This is a genomic window from Saccharibacillus endophyticus, from assembly GCF_013185185.1.
GTDB classification, from domain to species: domain Bacteria; phylum Bacillota; class Bacilli; order Paenibacillales; family Paenibacillaceae; genus Saccharibacillus; species Saccharibacillus endophyticus.
Genome location: NZ_JAAZWE010000007.1, coordinates 231,088 through 249,333 on the forward strand (window position 1 = coordinate 231,088; position 18,246 = coordinate 249,333).

An 18,246-nucleotide genomic window follows, 5' to 3' on the forward strand; every position below is an offset into this window, starting at 1 on the left:
GAAAAAAGATTGAATTTTAGTGGTATTTTCCCGATTTCAAAGGCGATCACTATCGTTCCTACACTGAATTTCTCTCTCCGTCTTCTCGCTTCCAGTTACGTCGAATTTTCTCGACACGTTGGGCGAACCCGAGGGTTCGCCTTTAATCTGTGAATAATGCCCGATTCGATAGGAAGCCGAGAAGATGGAGAAATTCAGTGAAATCCAGACTTTCGAAGAAACCCTGCGGTCGTCTTATTTGTCCGACGAAGCCAGATGCGTCGCAACTTCCGATCCCGACATGAATTCTTCGACCGCGAGCGGCAGCGTCACGGTCACCGTCGTACCGATGCCGTACTCGCTCTCGATCTTGATCCGTCCTCCGTGCAGGCGGACGATTTCCTTGCTGATCGCGAGCCCCAAGCCGCTGCCGGACATTTTGGAGCTGCCTTTGTAGAAGCGGCGGCCGATGCGTTCGAGGTCTTCGGCCGGAATTCCTTCGCCGTCATCCTGCACGGAGACATGGACCTGCAAATCCTCGCAGGATGCGGTCATGCGGATTTCGCCGTTGAGATCGGAGAACTTGATCGCGTTATCCAGCACATTGACGAAGACCTGCTTCAGCCGATTGAGATCGGCGTGCATCGGCAGCGGTTCGTCGGGAAGGTAGGTGCTCAGCGTGACGCCCCGCTTGTTGCCCGCCCAACTGTACTGAAGGTCCAACTGCTGAAGCAGCAGGTTCAGGTCTACCGGCACGGAGCGCATTTTGATTTCTCCGGCTTGATACTTAGAAAAATCCAGCAGGTCTTCGACGAGGCCGATCAGCCGATCCGTCTCGTTCGTAATGACGCTTAGCCCTTTCAGGGTCGTCTCGTCGTCATCCAATCCGCCGACGACCAACGTCTCGCCCCAGCCTTTGATCGAGGTGAGCGGCGTGCGCAGTTCATGGGAAACGGTCGAGATAAAGTCGTTTTTCATCTTCTCGCTTTTGGATAACTCTTCGTTCATATGGTTCAGCGAATCGGCCAGCGTGCCGACTTCGTCGTCGTTCTGGCGCACGGCTCTCGCGGTAAAGTCTCCGGTCGCCATTTTTCGGGAAATGACGGTAAGTTCCTTGATCGGCCCGACGATCTGGCGGGCGATGATCAGACTGAGGCCGAAGCCGAGCAGCAGCACGGCGGCGCCGATCCCGATCGCCCATACGACCAGCTTGGCGACTTCGTCGTATAAAGGTTCCGTCGAAACGGAGAAGCGCAATGTGCCGATCACTTCGCCGTAGCTGACGAGCGGACTGGATACGGCCATGATGCGCTGTTTGAACGCATTGGAGTAACCCGAGTAACTGCCGACTCCGCCTTGTTGGGCGATACGCACATCCGCGGTCCGGATACGTTTGGACGAGGAGAAGCCGTAGGAATCGACGACGGTGCGTCCTTGCAGATCCAGTACCTCGACGCGGCTGCTTTCGCTCGGAACCAGGTTTTCCAGAATGTAACGGGCCCTCTCGGGCAGCGTGTAGCCTTCCATGAACTGATTGGACAACGTTGCCGCCGTGACGGCTCGGGACTGAACGATCTGTCTGGCGCTGTCGAAGTAATAGGTCGACACGGCTGCGGCAAAGATCACTTCGAGCAGCACTACAATCGTCAGAAGCAGCAGGCCGATCTGAAGCAGAAGCCGTCCCCTAATGCTTTTCAACATCGCCGCTCGCCTCCTCTTCGTCATCCGCGCTGATCCCCGCCAACTGATGGACTTCGGCAATCGTGAGACGGAGCGCTTCATAATCGAGCGCGGCCTTTCCGGTCAAATCTCCGTTACCGTCCGGAAGCAAAGCAACCGTAACCAGGGAGGAGTTGCCCGGGATCACCGAGCCGGTGCTGCCGAGCACGACATATTCGCTTTGCCGACTTTCCAATACGGGTTTTAATGCGTTCCACGCCTCGCTCGTCATTTGGCGCAGAGTCAGCAGGGGCAGAGCAACGGTATTGCCGGTGTCGGTTTTCGCGGAATAGGTAAAGCGTACTTCGCCGGCGGCGTTTTCGCTGCCGGTCGGAAGCTCGATCCGGTATTCGCCCAGCCAGCGGTTCGGAATGCGCAGGTCGTAGCCCCACTGCCAAAACCGGTCTTCGACGAATTCCATCGTTCGATTTCCGTCCCAGCGGTAATACGAGTCGCTCCAGAGCTGCGGCGTGCCGGAAGGGCTTTCGACGCTCGGCAGCGGAGTCGGCAGCGCCGTTTCCAAAATACCGTCACCGTCGACATCCCGATTTTTCGCCGGATAATCGATCCACCACTTGTTTTCCGTCGAGGAGAGATCGGAATTACGGTCGGGAGCTTCCAGTTTCAAGTCTTGTCTGGACACGCGTTCGTCGTAAGATTTTTGCGAAAGGGACAGGATATTCACCAGATCATTATTTTCCCAGGCAAGCAGCACGGCGTAACCGGAGCGGGTCGTGCTCATGATTTGGGCGAACAAGCCGTCGATATTCGTCGCTGCCCGTTCGATCTGCATGTTGGTCACGGATCCGTCGGTTCGACTCTCGGCCAGCAGGGACAGTTTTCCGTTTTTTTCGCCGATCAGCCGAATCTGCGAATGCGTATCTTCGGCATCGACGGCAGGCGGGACGACCGCAATCTGTTCCATGCCGCTGCCGATCAAGTCGCCTACCGCGATCTGGTCGTACGACTCGTGGAAGATTTCTTCGGCTTGGCCGCCGGAGAAGGAGTAGACAAACAGCTCTCGGGGCAATCCCGAGCCGCCGCTGTCGTAACCGAGCAGCAGTTCGGACGACGCGCGGTCCGTCAGCGGCTTGATTCCGAGGTAATCGAGATTCATCCCGCTGCCCGTAATTTGATCGGCCTTTTGCCAGGCGCCGCCGCGCTGGGTCAAGATCATGACATTGACCTCGTAATCGGTATCGGGCTTTTTATAGGAAACGATCAGTTCTTCGTCACCGTCGCCGTCCAGGTCGGCCAGGCGAATCGCGCTTCCCTGGTCCGATTGGTCAGGCGTGGTGAGCTGGTAGCCTGCGGGCAGGAAAGGCTGCACCGCTCGGTACAAAGCTTGTTCTTCGTTCGCGAGGTTGGGAGCGTGCAGCAGATCGCCCGGCGAAGCGATCCGTCCGCATCCGCCGACGATGAGCAGAGATAACAGGCCGGCGATTTTAAGTGCTTTCATGAGCGGGTTCTCCTTAACAGAATGAGCTTTAATCAGAAGATTGCGTTCGCCCCAAACACACACGCTTTACATGCATTTCGGGTGACCGCAACCTTGCGTTCAGCGTTGAAAAGGTACTATTCTTATATATCGGCTTCGGCGCCGGAAATGCGACAAACAAACGGTTCAGCGGTTCATTTTCGCAGTTAAACGCACGCAGGTCAAGAAGAAAATTTCGACCGATTTCAAACTATGAAAAACAACCTCGACCCTCTAAAAAATAAGAGCGCTTTCAATTCGATTTGATTCGTAAAACAAACCAAAAACGCCTGCCCTCAGTAGCTTGACCAAACTTTACATTGAACTTGGTCAAGCTACTAGGCAGACGTTGAACGATGAGAAACCTCAGCATTTTTACTCCTTATAAGGAAGCCGCTACCGAGCTGTGCCATCAACACAGCTTCTGCTCTTCTTATCCCTACTCCAACGAAGCAGCAGCGGAGGGAGAAGTTCAGCGAGAGACGCCTTTGAGCTGTAAAGCCGGAGGCTTTACAAGCGAGACAGCGTCTCGAACGAATTTCTCCCGCAGCGCTCTCCAATGCTATCATAACAACAACCAGAAAGGAGTGTTCCCCCATGTACCACGACACGACCGCAATGCTGCAACTCGTCCAAAACGCCTACATAGGCAACCCTGAAGCCCTCCAAAAACTAGCCGAAATCCCGGCGCTGCATGCTTCCTCGTCCGACGGCGCCGAAGTGGTCCTGATTCAGCCCAAACATTCTTTGCGCCGAACGGACGGCCGAATCCGCGTGCTGAACAAAGAAACGGAGCCCGGAGCCGAATCCTTGCTGTGCGCCGATCTTTGCCGCTGCTTTCCTTCGGACGGATCATCTTGGACGCATATCCCGATCCCGCCGTCTTTTGTTCCGAAGCAACTCCGCTATGAGGAAAACGAAGAGGGCGGAGACGGACGCTTCGTGTTCGAATCGGAAGAAGGGCGCATCGTAAAAGCGACGCAGCGCCAGATGGGCATGGCTTTTCGCGAGTTGGACATTTTGATGACCGGAGCGACGGAAGAGGAGATCGAGCAAGCTTTTTACGCGATGGAGCAGACGGTCGTTCCGCCGCCTCCCGTCAAGCGAACCGCTGCCGACAACCCGCCGATCCCTTGGAACGGCGGTACGTTAACATTCGAACCCGAGTATCAATGGTTCGGCGGAGAAACAAAGCTCGGAGATCGCGCGGTTGCGCTCAACCTGGAGTCGGCCGAAAGGGAGCGGGCGCTCGAACTTGTTCCCGTTTTGCAAAAAGCGACGGGAAATCTATCCTCGTTGGATCTGGAAGCCCGTCGTTATGCGGCCCAACAGCTGCTGGAGCTCAAAAACGACTCTTGGCTGGACGAGGACGAAGAAGAATTGACGGAAGACGATTTTGCCGGACGGATGACGCTCGAATCGCTGACGCTGGATGAAGACGAAGAAACGACGTTATGGTACGAAGACGGCGATTTGTTCTGGGGACATTCGATCTGCGTTCGCCGAAGCGCGGACGGGGAATGGCTGTCGGCGGAAATGATGGGGTAAATGGGACCTGCGGTTCGTTTTTTCGTGCGCCAAAACGGTTACAAATAACGTAATAGGCGCGATGATCGGGGAACGGAAAGAGCCGTCGCGGAGGGGAGACCGATATGTATAGAAGATTGATGGCAGCTTTGGGAATCATGGCTCTGCTCGGCGGCTGCGGGAATACGACGGAAAACGCATCCGAACCGCAGGCTCAAACGGCGAAATCCGATACGGCGCAAGCGTCGGAAATGCGGGACTACGAAGGAGAAGGAGACGCTTGGTCGGCGGAATATTCAATGTACGTACCCGAAGACGGAGGGCGTTTGCGGGCACGCTTGACCGCTTCGTACGAAGGTGCCGGCCCGGCGCCGATCGGCGAGGTCAAATATTCGTACTACGGCGTCGATATCGAATCGGGCAGCGGCGGCATGGTCGTGAAAAAAGCGCCGGAAAACGGCGTATATTTGCTTCGCGACCTGGTCACGACGGAATACAGGCCCGACGAGGCCGGCAGCGTGGAACTTTTGCTGATTTGGAACAACGGCAAGCGCTCGGAGACGATCCGTTTGGAGCCTACTGAAGGTTGAACGTAACCTTGCTTTATAGCGTTGACAAGGTACTCGCGGCATTGTCCGGTTACATCGGCGTGCTGCTTTTTTTCGTTTTGCCGCATTGAATTTCAGCTTATTTTCAGACTTGTTCCCTATACTGGACGTTGACCGAACGAATTTCCGCGAAGGAGCTGGACCATGCCGCAAGTGTTGAAAAAATCCTTTTACCTGATTCTGACCGTATTCTTCGGCTTGTTCGTCGGCTCTTCCTTCTTTGTCCGAGCCGAATATAATTATGCCGCTTACGGCGATAATCCGATACTGAATACCCAACAGCCGATCGTGCTCATTTTGCTGATGATCGTCTTATTTGCGCTGGCCTTGATCGGGTATCGGCTTTGCCGCAAGCTGAATCGCTACCGGGCCCCGCTCATCGTGCCGATCGTACTCGGCGCATCATTGCTGCTGCAACTGGCGTTGATCTTCTTGCTGCCCCGTTTGCCGACCGACGATTCGCAGACGGTGCTGTCGCTCGCGCTCGACATGCTGTACCGGAATGATTATTCGACGTTCGACGCGGGCGGGTATTTGCATATGTTTCCGTTCAACTTTTCCACCGTGATTTACTTGAAAACGCTGCTTGCGATCTTTCCGGATAATTATGTGACGATCAAGGTCTTCAATATTCTGTTTTCGCTGCTGACGACCTTCATGATCTACCTGATCCATAAGGAATTGGTCGGCCGGGAAAAAGGGAACGATTATGTTGTGCTGGTGTTGGCCGCTTTTTACGTGCCGTCGCTGCTCATGCCCAACCTCATCTACAACGACGTTATCGGCACGGCGCTGCTGACCACGGCGATTTATTTTGTTATTCGATTCGTAAAAACGAAAATATTCCGCTATATGGTTTTCGCTGCCGCCCTGCTGGCGCTCGGTAACTATTTCCGGGGGATCGGCACGCTTGTCCTGATTGCCTCGGCCATCTATATTTTGCTCGCGGTTCGAAAAATCGGCATTCGCCGAAGCCTGCTGTCGCTGCTGGTGCTGGGTGCGTTATTCAACGTGCCGGCCTGGACGCAAAGCGTGTCGCTTCAAGCGATGGGAGCTACCGACGAATCGGCATCTGCCGATTCCGCGCCCGTCTATATGTGGCTGAACATGGGCATTAATCGGGAACGCTTCGGATTCTGGGACAATATGGAGAGCTATCGGATTTACCAGAATAAGGCGGATTACGATAAAGCCGAGAGCGCCGAACTGTACAAAGCGTCGATTCGGGAAAAGTTATCCGGGGCGACTCCGGGCGAGCTGATCGGCATGTACTACAAAAAGCTGATTTGGGTCTGGACGGAAGGAACCTACCAGATCGACCGCTACGGAATCGGGAATGCTTCGCCATCCGGCAGAAACTTCGGCGCTTCGCCGATTTCCGGCAGCTATAGCTACGAGACTTGGCTGACCAAGCTGTTCGAAGGCGATTCGGCCGCGCGTTCCGGTCTGCTGTGGGTGCTGTACGCGTCCACGATCTCGATGTACGCGTTGGCGGCAGTGCGATTGCTGACAGGCATTCGCGCCCGGCGCTATGCGGAGGTGCTGCTTGTGCTCGTGCTGCTCGGATTTATCGCATTTTATTTGCTGTGGGAGATCAAGTCCCGCTATCTGTATCCGGTCTACCCGCTGCTGCTTATTTTGTCGTATCTGGGCTTCAAGGATACGCTTGCGCTGCTGGCGAACACCGCATTCGGCAGACGTTTATCGCTGGATAAGGAGGGAGATAGGAATGGATAAAAAAAGAATCGGCGCGTTGTCTTCTGTGCTTGCGCTCTCCGTGCTGCTTGCCGCCTGCGACGCGATTACCGCGCAAAACATTCCGAGCACGACGTCAACAGCCTTTAATAACGGTGCGGGTCTTGGAGGCGCCAATGTTCAAATGGGGATGCCGGGCGGCGGTTTTGGCGGCAGCTTCGGCGGGAACGCGGGAGGAATGCGCGAAGCGATCGACTCGGACTTGATCGGAAGAATTGTGTCCGTGAACGGAGATACCGTGACATTGGAACTGCTGGATCGGGGTTCGACAGTTATGGGAGACGGGGCGCAGTCACCCGGCGGAGCCGCCGAAGGAGAGACGGAGTGGGTGGCGACGGGGGAAGAACGGCAGCTCGCGTTGAGCAGCGACGTTGATATCTCTTTCGGCATGTCGGCTCGGTCCGGCGGTCGTCAAGGCGAGGCGGACGGCATTTCCGAGCTGAAAGCAGGTCAGATCGTCATGGTCTGGCATGCGGAAGGAACACAAACCGTAGAACGCGTCCGCGTGCTGGAATAAGAGATGGATTCATGTTAAAAGTCCCACTGCCTTTGGAACAGAAAAGGCAGTGGGACTTTTTTTGTGCGGCGGCTGACGGGTATCGACGTTTCTTTCGAGGATCGAAGTCCGGATCAGCTCGACGAAGCAGATGAATTCGCCGCCGCGATCACGGTTACGGTGGCGATCGTCGCGGCCTGCTGCGCAATCACCAGATTGGTCAGCGCTGTGGATACGGTTGACGCGGAAAGGCCTTGGCAGGCTTCCCCTACACTGCGCGAGATATATAAGGACGAGATGAGCAGCAGCAATTCCTGATCCAGGATCGACCAAGCACCGTATCCTTTTTGCGCTCGAATATAGGCGATATTTTCTTCGATCTCATCCGCGATCACCCGGACTTCGATCGGAAGCAGAGCGAGTAAACCGAGAGACGGCAGCGTAAAGTCCCGATCCATCCGAATTTTGCGCTGCTTGAATGCTTCGCGCAGTTCGTGCAGACGATCCGTCGCGTTCCGATCCGCATCGCCGAGTACCAGCAATTGAGTCAGGGATTGCAGACCGTTGCTAACGCGCAGCTCGGGTTTCAATTCGGCATACAGCTGTTCCATATGTTTCAATGCCGGCTCCGGTTCGAGGGTGGATAAGCCCAGCATGGCGGAGAATACATAATCGTCATAGGAAGTCAGGAAGCGATGATTTTCTTTCATGCCGTCATAGAAGACTTTGGTGCGCCGGATGACCGCTTCGCGTTGTTCGGGCTGCGCATGCCGGGCGATTTCGTAAGCAGCCATGGCGAGATGATCCGAAGGCTTGAATTTATGTGCTTTCATCTGTTCGTAGGTGTTCAATATATCATCCAGGCGACCCTGCGGATCTTCCGTCAACGACAACATGGCCGCAATCGCGACGGATAACGTACCTCGGAATATCGAGAAAGCGCCGGTATTTTCTTTGATCAGATCGTGGACGTTTCGGAGCGTCGCGGGATCGGCGGTTCGGTCTTCGGCAGCGTAAAGCATGGCGGCAAGCCGGGAAATGCTGATGTTGTGCCAGGCGAACTCCTTTTTGACGGATTGCGTGTTGGCTGCTAATAATTGAAGTCGATTCAGGTCTGTCGGATTCATCGCTGCACCCCTGTCTTCAAAATTTATCGGAGAAAACTCCTTCTTCAAGTGTACCATATCCTCAGTTGGAAAAAGACGGATTCCCGCAGTGGCGCAAGCGGTTCGGGCGGGTAATGGATAGAGGAGTTTGCCCGGCGGTCATCGGCTGCCGCGCGCGTCAAATCGGAAAGGGGAGATCAAGATGAACGAACAACAGCTTGAGCGAATGCGGACAGGGAAAGGATTCGTGGCGGCTCTGGATCAGAGCGGGGGCAGTACGCCCAAAGCGCTGCTGCAATACGGGGTCGCCGAAGACGCGTATACGGACGAAGAAGGCATGTTCACCGCGGTGCATACGATGCGGACGCGGATCATTCAAAGCCCGGCATTCGATTCGGATCATATTTTGGGCGCGATCTTGTTCGAGAATACGATGGATCGCGAGATCGACGGCAAATCGACGGCGGATTATTTGTGGGAAGACAAAGGCATCGTGCCGTTCCTCAAAGTGGATCAAGGACTCGACGTGGAAAAAAACGGCGTGCAGTTGATGAAGCCCATGCCGAAGCTGGACGATCTGTTGGCGCGAGCCGCGGACAAACGGATCTTCGGCACCAAAATGCGTTCGGTCATTCATGAAGCGAATCCGGGAGGGATCAAGCAGGTCGCGGAGCAGCAGTTCGAAGTCGGCAAGCGGATATTCGCGGCCGGTTTGATCCCGATCATCGAGCCGGAGGTCAACATCTTGAGCGAGGACCGCGAAGAATCGGAACGTATTTTAAAAGAAGAAATCATCCAACAGCTTGCGAAGCTTGACCCGGATGTTCGAATCATGCTGAAGCTGTCGATTCCGTCCAAAGACGGCTTTTACAGCGACTTGATGCAGGATTCCCATGTCGTGCGCGTCGTGGCGTTGTCGGGCGGATATCCGCAGAAGGAAGCCAACGAGCATCTTGCGCGAAACCCCGGGCTGATTGCCAGCTTCTCCCGGGCTTTGGCGGAAGGACTGAGCTTCGGCCAAACGGAAGCCGATTTTAACGAAACGTTGAAACGTTCCATAGAGTCGATCTATTCAGCTTCGATTACCTGAAAGATCGAGCGGCACGGTGAAGTTTTGACGAAGCAGCCGTATTTGTTTCCATGCGTGCATGGAGACGGATACGGCTTTTTTCGTTTTCGAAAAAAACGACGGGAGCAACACGGTTAGGGTTACGGATCGAAGCAGGCAAGCCGATAAAAAGGATACACAATTCTTTCGTTGGAAATTGAATTTAAAAGCATTTAAACGTCCGAAGTCGAAAATACAGGAAAAACCGCGAAAAAAGTAGGAATATTTGGTTATACGCGGCGTGACGCTTGCTTGCTTTTCGTTTATAATGGGCTTATGTACCTAAAATCAGTATATCCTTAGACTCATGGAGGCAAAATATGAAACCGATGAAGGAACAGCGTGAAGACTTGATTCGGGTTACGTCCAAGACGCTGTTCTCGCTGCTGCACTCCGTCATCGATGCCAACACCTTTTTCATGGCTTACAACAACGGCAGGCAAAACACGATCTTGAGCGTCTCGAACCGCGACGAAGAGCTGGTTCAAGAAGGAAGCGTGCTGCCTTATTCCATATCTTATTGCAGTCTGGTCGGCGACGAAGACGGGCCGGTTCTGATCAAAGACACGACCTGTTCGCCGCTGACGCGGGAAATGCCGGTTACTTTGGATATCGGCAAAGCCAGCTTTCTCGGCGTGCCGATCCGTTTGAAAAACGGCGATTTGTACGGAACGATCTGTTCGCTGGATCGCTATCATGCTTTTACCGACGAAGACGCGGAGCGGCTGCTGCATGTCGCATCGGTCGTATCGGGATTGATCCAATTGGAGGAGACCACTTATTTCGACGATTTGACCGGTTTTTTGCGTTACAGCGCGCTCGAATCGTTATACGAACGCGAATTGGCCGATCTGCCGACGGCGGTAATCTTTATGGATCTGGACAATTTCAAGGAAGTTAACGACGGCTACGGCCATACGACCGGAGACCGGGTGCTTCAATCTCTCGCGAAGTCGATTCGCAAAGCGGCGGACGACGACTGGCTGCTGTGCCGTTACGGAGGCGACGAGTTCGTGATCGTGCTGCCGACGGACGATGCGCAGCGCGTGCAGGAAGCGGTGGATCGCTTGGTCAGCGAATTTCGGGAAGAAGAGCTGCCTTTGGCCGACGAAGAAGAACCGCCGACGCTGTCGATCGGCGTCTGCCTGGAAGCCGATTCGCTGCGCGAGTATATCGAACGGGCGGATACCGCCATGTACCGGATCAAAAAAGGCGGCAAAGCCGGCGTGAGCATTTTCCGGATCGAGGATCAGCAGGCCGAATTGGATATGCGCCAAGCGCTGCAAGGCGGCGAGTTGGAGATGCATTTTCAACCGATCGTCGAAGGAGAATACGGAAATGCGCTGGCTTACGAAGCGCTGCTTCGCTGGAACCATCCGACGCGCGGAAGCGTGTCTCCCGTCGAAGCGATTGAAGCGGCCGAGAAAGCCGGCCTGATCGAACAGGTCGATTTATGGGTGCTTAGGGAAGCCTGCATGGCGCAGCATGTACTGCGTCCGGCGCAGCGCATTCATGTCAATATTACGGTCAAGTCGCTGCGCGATCCGTATTTCGTCGAGCAGGCGATGAACGTATTTTTGGAAACCGGCTGCTCGCCGAATAAGATCGAGATCGAACTGAACGAAACGACGCAGCGCCTGGACGCTTCGCATATCCTGCCGCAGCTGCTTCGGCTTCGCGAATTGGGCGTGACCTTCTCGCTCGACGACCTCGGCAGCCCCTCCTCTTCGGGAATCGGCCTGCTGCAGGAGCTTCCGGTCTCGACGTTGAAGATCGACCGGATTCTGTCGCAAAACGCGCAAAGCAATCGGATCAGCCGGGCGATGATTCGCGGCGTGGTCGCGATGGCGAAGGAATTGGATTTGTCCGTCATCGCCGAAGGCGTAGAGACCGACGAACAGTATCGCTTATTGCTGACGCTCGGCTGCGTTCATATGCAGGGCTATTATTTTTCGCGGCCCAAACCGCTGGGCCGGCTCCGCTCGGAGTCGGTGCGGATGAAGCACGCGGCATGCGCCAGATGATAGAAGCCAGTACTTTTAGCATCGACAAGGCGCTTGGAACGGAACCTGCTTCTTCGATCGGACGAAGGTCTTTCCATATAGATATAGCAAGCGATAAGCATGACGAAACGGGATCTCCGCCCATGCGGAAATCCCGTTTTTATTTTGCGCCTTTTTCGAAATGCGGAAGTATAAGTTGCCTTAAGGTTTCGGTACGGAAGTCAGATCGACCGTCTCGGTGAGGCCCGGCTCGGACTTCGGATCGGAGCCTTTGCCGACTGCTTTTTTCAGCAGATGGGAGATCATTTTCACGGCGCTGCCGCTTTCCCAATATTCCGCCGTTTCCGCGGTTACGCGGATCAGCACGAGATTGGGATCGTCGTACGGCGTGTCGAGAATCTTCTCGTACATTTTGTTCCATAGCACCTTTTTGCGCGCGTCGTCTTCCACGAATTCGGCGCGGCCGCTGATCGAGACGTACGATTTGCCCGCATAAGCCAGGTTGACGCGCGGGTCTTTCAAGATTTCATCGTATTTCGCCGTATCCTTTTTCGTCAAAAACCACAGATCGCCGTCGAACTCGATATGTTGGGTTTTCATCGGACGCGACACGAGGCCCGCATCCGTTACCGTCGTCAGCATCGCCGTCTCGATATCTCCGATCAGATCGCGTACGGTTTCGACCGCTTTTGGATCGGAGGTCGTGGCATGTTCGCTCAAGTTGGACATGATGAATCGCTCCTTTCCCGAAATCGGGGTTTGCTTTTTCCTTAAACGTTCTGCTTGCCGGATAAACCCTTTTTCATATGAAAGTGCATATAAGCCCGGATATCTTGAACGTTTTTCGAAAAAATAAAATCTGCTCGGGTTACCCCGAATCTGCTCGTTTAAACCCGGATAATGAAGGTTACATAAAAGACGAGAACAAGACGGAACACCCAAATTCGTATACCTGAGGAGGACTTTCAACATGAGCGACATTTACAAGATGCAGGACCCGACGACCCAGTTTACGAAAGCCGGACCGGAATTCGAACAGCAGCAGGAAGGCCCGGGCCTTCAGAAAGATATGACGCCGATTCCCGATTCGGGCGAAACCAGCTACGTCGGCAAAGAACGCCTGGTCGGCCGCAAAGCGGTCGTGACCGGAGCGGACAGCGGCATCGGCCGAGCGGCGGCGATCGCTTATGCGAGAGAAGGCGCCGACGTCGTGCTGTCGTACCTGCCGGAAGAAGAAGCGGACGCGCAGGAAGTCGTGAAGCTGATCGAAGCCGAAGGCCGCAAAGCGGTAGCGATGCCGGGGGACGTGAAGGACGAAAGCTACTGCGTGAACCTGATCGAGACGGCGGTCAAGGAACTCGGCGGCATCGATATTCTGGCGCTCGTGGCGGGCAAGCAGCAGTTCCGCGAAAGCATCGACGAAATCTCGACGGAGCAGTTCGACGAGACGTTCAAAACGAACGTGTACTCCATGTTCTGGCTGTGCAAAGCGGCGATCAAGCATATGAAGCCGGGCAGCTCGATCATCAACACGTCGTCGATCCAGGCTTACAGCCCGTCGGAAATCCTGCTGGATTACGCGACGACCAAAGCCGCGATCAACACGTTCAGCAAAGCGCTGGCGCAGCAGGTCGGTCCGAAAGGCATCCGCGTGAACGTGGTCGCGCCGGGTCCGGTCTGGACGCCGCTGCAAGTCGCGGGCGGCCAACCGCCGGACGCGCTGCCGGAATTCGGTTCGCAAACGCCGCTCGGCCGTCCGGGACAACCGGTCGAAATGGCGCCCGCGTACGTGTTCCTGGCCAGCCAGGAGTCCAGCTACGTGACAGGCGAGACGCTGAATGCGAACGGCGGCATGGTTTCCCCGTAAGCTCGGCATGGCAAGCCTGATTAGACTATGATGATATACGCCCTCAAGACGAACACCGGACAATCCCTGAGGGAAACCGGTGTAGGCTTGAGGGTGTTTTGTTAAAGTTTTTACATAAGGAGATGAAGAAGCGATGAAACGAACAGGACTGCTGGTCGGTGCATTGTTGCTGTCAGTAACCGGATGCGGATCGGAAGAAGCTTCATTTGAACCCAATGTTTTTTCGGAAAAAGATATGTGCGCCGTAAAGGCAGAGAATTTGAAATCGCAGATTTGTTACGGAGCCAGCCGGGAAGAAGCGGAAGCCGTCGTAGGGAATGCAGTCGAAGAAGTTGCTCCGAATCACGTTTCTTACGAGAACGGGATTCGAGTGTTCTATAGAGACGGTCAAGTCGCCGCAATTGAATTGCTGGAAGGATCGGCAGAGCAGTACCAGACGGCTCGCGGCGCGAAAGTAGGCATGTCCCGGGAGGAAATGATCAAGTTGTACGGAGATCAGTATATGGATTCGCCCGGTTCAGGATTTCTGGATTACTTCTACGATTCGGAAAACGAAAAACTGCTAACCGATCCGAAGCAGGATTTGCCGCCGAGAAGCCAAGAAGACGCCGAGAAGATTCGCCTTGTTTCTACCAAACTCGATGCAGACGAACATGCCGAGTATATGATGATCATGGATCGGAGACGGGCGATGTATATGGATTGACCAAGCGCTGGATATTCTCATAGAGCTGTAGAAATGCGCGTCAGACTTAGAAATCATTCTCTTTCATGTACAATGGGATCTATATTAAAGACTTGCTCGAAATTCGTTTGCTTTTACAATCCCTTCACCATAAACAAACTATTCGCATCCAACTCATAATCCCCGAACGGCCCGCACTCCTCAAACCCATACTTCTCGTACAACCTCCGCGCAGGCACGAAAGCATCCATCGAGCCGGTCTCCAAGCTGATCTGCTCATACCCGCGCCCGCGTGCTTCTTCGATAATATGAACCAACAGCTTTTCTGCTACGCCCTTGCGTAGATGTTTGCTGTCCGTCTTCATCGACTTCAGCTCGGCATGCGTCGGGTCCAGCTCTTTGATCGCGCCGCAGCCGAGCAATTCGTCGTTTTCCCACAGTGTCCAGAACGTAATCTCCGGCTTGCGCAGCTTATCCAGATCCAGCGCATGAATGCTCTCCGGCGGCGAGTGCAGGGTCATGCTATGGAGATGATCCTCCAGCAGCGCGGCAATTTCAGGCCCTTGCAGATCGTCAATTCTAATTTTCATCTTCGTACACCCCTTCAAAGAAATGAATCAAACCAATTGCTTGTTTACTCTATCCATAATGTAACTCGAAGCGTTTCGAAAAACAATCGAATAGCTAACATGAGTAACGCTTTTATATTAAAAATGATATTTTTTCTCGGATTCATGATAGATAAAATGACACGGAAGTCTATCGCTATCCTTTTCCGAACTCTCATGAAATTCAATTTCACTCTTCCGCGTCTTTGAAATCAAATTGCGCACTTGCCTGCCAATCGCTGTTCAAATCGCTCTACGACCGCCTTTCCCGTAGTACCATAAGGTCAAATCAGGCAAAGGAGTGAGCAGTAATGTTGAATATTGCAATCGTCGGATTCGGAAATGCGGTGGTGAACTATCATCTGCCTTACTTGGAGAAAAAAGAAAACATTAAAGTGAAAACGATCTTTCGCCGCGAAGAGGATCGGGTGGGCGACACGGAGCGCGAAGCTTACTACCCGGAAATCATATTTTCAACAGACTTCGACGACGTGCTGCATGATGAAGCCGTCGAATTGATCGTCGTCGCCACGCATGTGGACAGCCATCTCCATTATGCGAAGCTGGCGCTGGAGCACGGGAAGCATGTGTTGGTGGAAAAGCCTTTCGCTGCGACTTCGGCGGAAGCGCAAGAAATTTTCGACCTTGCCAAGCAGAACAACCTGATCGCCATGGCGAATCAAAATCGCAGATACGACGGAGACTTCCTGACTTTGAAAAAGGTAATCGAAAGCGGAAAGCTGGGCCATATCGTGGAAATCCAATCGCACTACGATTATTTTCTCCCTCAATATCCGGCAAAAGATTTCGGACTGCTGCATGGTCTGGCCGTGCATACGATCGACCAGCTAATCTCCCTGTACGGTCCGGCAGACTCGGTTCATTACGACGTTCGCAGCCTGGTTGCACCTGGAAAGTCCGACGACTATATCGATATCGACTTCCGCTACGGCAGAATGAAAGCCACGATCAAATGCAGCATGCTGGTCAAGATCGAGCATCCGAAATTCGTGGTGCACGGCGACCGGGGAAGTTTCGTCAAAATGAGCAGCGGCCATCAGTCCAAAAACGGAGAAGGGCGTACAACGGTAGACATCAAACCCGAACCGGAGAGCAACTGGGGAACGTTAAGTTATATCGATGACGAAGGCAGCACGCAAACGGAGCAAGTCCCTTCCGAAGCGACGGATTACGGACTTTTATACGAAGCGCTGCTGCGGGCGATCCGGGGCAAAGGCGACAAACCGGTCAAAGACGAAGAAGTGCTGTATGTATTGGACGTGTTAAGCAACGGGATCGAAGCGGCCAAACAAACCGACGAAGGAGCGAACCAATCATGAACATCGCGACAATAGGCACAGGCTCGATCGTAGATGCCGTTTTGGCGGCGATTGGCCGATTGGAAGACGTAACGTGCATCGCCATGTACTCCCGGAAAAAAGAAACGGCGCAGCCGCTTGCTAGCAAATACGGAGTCGGTACCGTTTACACGGATCTGAATTCGTTATTTGCGGACCCTAACATCGACCTGATCTACATCGCTTCGCCCAACAGCCTGCATTACGAACAATCTTACCAAGCTTTGCAGCACGGCAAACATGTCGTCTGCGAAAAGCCGTTTACGTCAACGAAGCAAGAAGCGGAGAAATTGATCGCGCTGGCAAAAGAAAAGAACCTGTTCTTATTCGAGGCCATCTCCAATATTCACTTGCCGAACATGAAGATCGTGCAGGAACAACTGCATAAGCTGGGCTCGATCAAAATGATCCAGTGCAACTACAGCCAATACTCGCGCAAATACAACGACCTGTTGGCCGGCGAGACGCCCAACGTGTTCAATCCGAACTTCTCCGGCGGCGCGCTGATGGACATCAATATCTATAATCTGCATCTGGTCATGAACCTGTTCGGCAGTCCGGATTCGATAGCGTACACCGCCAACCAGCATACGAACGGAATCGACACATCCGGCGTGCTCGTGCTCAAATACCCGGAGTTCATTGCCGAATGCGTAGGCGCCAAAGATACGACCGGCATGAACTTCGTTCTGATTCAAGGGGAAAAAGGCTATCTTCAGATCGTAGGCGGAGCGAACGGCTGCAAAGAGATATTGCTTCAGCTCGGACAAGAGCCTGCCGAAACCTTAAATGCACAGACGGAAGCCAATTGGTTATTTTACGAATGGCAAGCTTTTAGGGATATAGCTGCAAGTGCGGACTATAATCGATGCTACGAACTCCTCGACCACAGCCAATCCGTCATGAATGTGCTTGTACAAGCGCGCCAAAAAGCCGGAATCGTGTTTGCGGCGGATCACCAATAATAGTGCTTAGAGCGTATCCGTGATACTGCTCATATATAAAATATCGAACAGGTACAGCACGGAAACCATCGACGACATTTTGGATAGCCTCAATTGCTCGTTGTAACCGTGCGTGAGCAGCGTTTCCGTGCAAGAACGGGATAACGTCGAATCATTGGAACCCGTCACGGCCACCACATTCATATTCTTATCGTTCAGCATGCGTACCACTTCGACCATCGAACGATTTTCGCCCGTATGGGAAATGACAAAAGAAAGCGTCGGACTACCCGGCTTCAACGTCAGCAGATAATGCCGATCAGCATCGTTATGCGCAATGGCCGAGATCCCGAGCTCATTCCATTTGGTACACGCCTGCTGCGCTAAGTAATAGTTCATATCGCTGCCATAAATGTCGATACGCGCAGCGCTTTTCACCCATTCCGCGATCCGCACCAAAGCCGAAGGATTCAGCGTACTTCGTGTATCATTCAAAGCTTGCCCATACAAATACGGAACCGACTCGATCGCGGCCACCACATCCCCCCGCTCGGCAGCAAGATCACTCTCCGACTGCAGCGCCGAAGGCTGCTGCCTATAATCCAGCGCAAGCTTAAGCTGAAAGTCCGGGTACCCTCGGGTGCCCAGCTTTTTACATAACCGCACAATCGTCGAAGCACTCGTAAACGTTTGCCGACCCAGTTCATGCGCGGTAGAATGAAAGACAACTTCGGGATCTTTTAAAATATAATCTACAATATGCTTTTCCTGCGTCGTCAACTGAGAAGCATATTTTAACTTTTGCAATAAGTTGAACTCCATGTTTTTCTCATTTCCTTTCCTACCGAACTTTAATAAAACCGATGCTTTGCATCTCAATGTACCGAAAAACCGCAACGTAGCTGGAAGCGAGAAGACGGAGAGAGAAATTCAGTGAAAGACGCCTTTGAACTCGGAAAATTCCTTATTCAAATCCCATCCATTTTCCGAGTGAGACAGCGAATTG

The 18,246-nt window shown here is 53.6% G+C and carries 16 protein-coding genes; 10 read left to right on the forward strand and 6 right to left on the reverse strand.

All coding sequences use genetic code 11. The annotated features are described in order from the left end of the window. Positions 1-234: 234 nt before the first annotated feature. A complete protein-coding gene (locus tag HRQ63_RS22720) occupies positions 235-1,680 on the reverse strand; it encodes a sensor histidine kinase (RefSeq protein ID WP_172247442.1) in 1,446 nt (481 codons plus the stop codon). Continuing rightward, a complete protein-coding gene (locus tag HRQ63_RS22725) occupies positions 1,664-3,157 on the reverse strand; it encodes a hypothetical protein (RefSeq protein ID WP_172247443.1) in 1,494 nt (497 codons plus the stop codon). Before HRQ63_RS22725 ends, HRQ63_RS22720 begins: the two co-directional genes overlap by 17 nt. 615 nt (positions 3,158-3,772) lie before the next feature. Here HRQ63_RS22725 and HRQ63_RS22730 point away from each other — a divergent pair. The 4 genes from HRQ63_RS22730 (at position 3,773) to HRQ63_RS22745 (ending at position 7,582) form a co-directional block, all read left to right on the forward strand. Continuing rightward, a complete protein-coding gene (locus HRQ63_RS22730) occupies positions 3,773-4,723 on the forward strand; it encodes a DUF2262 domain-containing protein (RefSeq protein WP_172247444.1) in 951 nt (316 codons plus the stop codon). Between the two features lie 104 nt (positions 4,724-4,827). Beyond that, complete coding sequence (locus tag HRQ63_RS22735) at positions 4,828-5,292, forward strand: hypothetical protein (RefSeq protein WP_172247445.1); 465 nt, start codon at positions 4,828-4,830, stop codon at positions 5,290-5,292. 162 nt (positions 5,293-5,454) lie between these two features. After that, positions 5,455-7,047, forward strand: coding sequence for a glycosyltransferase family 39 protein (locus tag HRQ63_RS22740; RefSeq protein WP_172247446.1), 1,593 nt, complete (start codon positions 5,455-5,457; stop codon positions 7,045-7,047). Next, positions 7,040-7,582 (forward strand): hypothetical protein, encoded by a 543-nt coding sequence (locus HRQ63_RS22745; RefSeq protein WP_172247447.1) that lies wholly within the window; start codon positions 7,040-7,042, stop codon positions 7,580-7,582. Before HRQ63_RS22740 ends, HRQ63_RS22745 begins: the two co-directional genes overlap by 8 nt. 113 nt (positions 7,583-7,695) lie before the next feature. Here HRQ63_RS22745 and HRQ63_RS22750 read toward each other — a convergent pair whose 3' ends face one another. Beyond that, the gene (locus HRQ63_RS22750; protein WP_172247448.1) at positions 7,696-8,688 is read right to left on the reverse strand and encodes a DUF4003 family protein; all 993 of its coding nucleotides are present in this window, start codon (positions 8,686-8,688) and stop codon (positions 7,696-7,698) included. A 181-nt stretch (positions 8,689-8,869) separates the two neighbouring features. On the opposite strand from HRQ63_RS22750, the gene HRQ63_RS22755 reads away from it, so the two are divergent. Together HRQ63_RS22755 and HRQ63_RS22760 are read left to right on the forward strand one after the other, a co-directional pair. Next, positions 8,870-9,757: a fructose bisphosphate aldolase gene (locus HRQ63_RS22755; protein WP_172247449.1), complete on the forward strand. Its 888-nt coding sequence runs from the start codon at positions 8,870-8,872 to the stop codon at positions 9,755-9,757. Between the two features lie 338 nt (positions 9,758-10,095). Then, the gene (locus HRQ63_RS22760) at positions 10,096-11,799 is read left to right on the forward strand and encodes a bifunctional diguanylate cyclase/phosphodiesterase (RefSeq protein ID WP_172247450.1); all 1,704 of its coding nucleotides are present in this window, start codon (positions 10,096-10,098) and stop codon (positions 11,797-11,799) included. 180 nt (positions 11,800-11,979) lie between these two features. Here the strand turns inward: HRQ63_RS22760 and HRQ63_RS22765 are convergent, their stop codons facing one another. Beyond that, the gene (locus HRQ63_RS22765; RefSeq protein ID WP_172247451.1) at positions 11,980-12,507 is read right to left on the reverse strand and encodes a pyridoxamine 5'-phosphate oxidase family protein; all 528 of its coding nucleotides are present in this window, start codon (positions 12,505-12,507) and stop codon (positions 11,980-11,982) included. Between the two features lie 241 nt (positions 12,508-12,748). On the opposite strand from HRQ63_RS22765, the gene HRQ63_RS22770 reads away from it, so the two are divergent. Then, positions 12,749-13,645, forward strand: a complete 897-nt coding sequence (locus tag HRQ63_RS22770) for an SDR family oxidoreductase (RefSeq protein ID WP_172247452.1) — start codon at positions 12,749-12,751, stop codon at positions 13,643-13,645. A gap of 133 nt (positions 13,646-13,778) precedes the next feature. Continuing rightward, the gene (locus HRQ63_RS22775; RefSeq protein ID WP_172247453.1) at positions 13,779-14,351 is read left to right on the forward strand and encodes a hypothetical protein; all 573 of its coding nucleotides are present in this window, start codon (positions 13,779-13,781) and stop codon (positions 14,349-14,351) included. A 113-nt stretch (positions 14,352-14,464) separates the two neighbouring features. Here the strand turns inward: HRQ63_RS22775 and HRQ63_RS22780 are convergent, their stop codons facing one another. Beyond that, positions 14,465-14,920 (reverse strand): GNAT family N-acetyltransferase, encoded by a 456-nt coding sequence (locus HRQ63_RS22780; RefSeq protein WP_172247454.1) that lies wholly within the window; start codon positions 14,918-14,920, stop codon positions 14,465-14,467. A 329-nt stretch (positions 14,921-15,249) separates the two neighbouring features. Here HRQ63_RS22780 and HRQ63_RS22785 point away from each other — a divergent pair, with 329 nt between their 5' ends. Both HRQ63_RS22785 and HRQ63_RS22790 read left to right on the forward strand, forming a co-directional pair. Continuing rightward, positions 15,250-16,278, forward strand: coding sequence for a Gfo/Idh/MocA family oxidoreductase (locus HRQ63_RS22785; RefSeq protein WP_172247455.1), 1,029 nt, complete (start codon positions 15,250-15,252; stop codon positions 16,276-16,278). Further along, positions 16,275-17,261, forward strand: a complete 987-nt coding sequence (locus HRQ63_RS22790; protein ID WP_172247456.1) for a Gfo/Idh/MocA family protein — start codon at positions 16,275-16,277, stop codon at positions 17,259-17,261. Before HRQ63_RS22785 ends, HRQ63_RS22790 begins: the two co-directional genes overlap by 4 nt. Before the next feature lie 6 nt (positions 17,262-17,267). Here the strand turns inward: HRQ63_RS22790 and HRQ63_RS22795 are convergent, their stop codons facing one another. After that, a complete protein-coding gene (locus tag HRQ63_RS22795) occupies positions 17,268-18,062 on the reverse strand; it encodes a MurR/RpiR family transcriptional regulator (RefSeq protein ID WP_172247457.1) in 795 nt (264 codons plus the stop codon). Between the last annotated feature and the right edge of the window lie 184 nt (positions 18,063-18,246).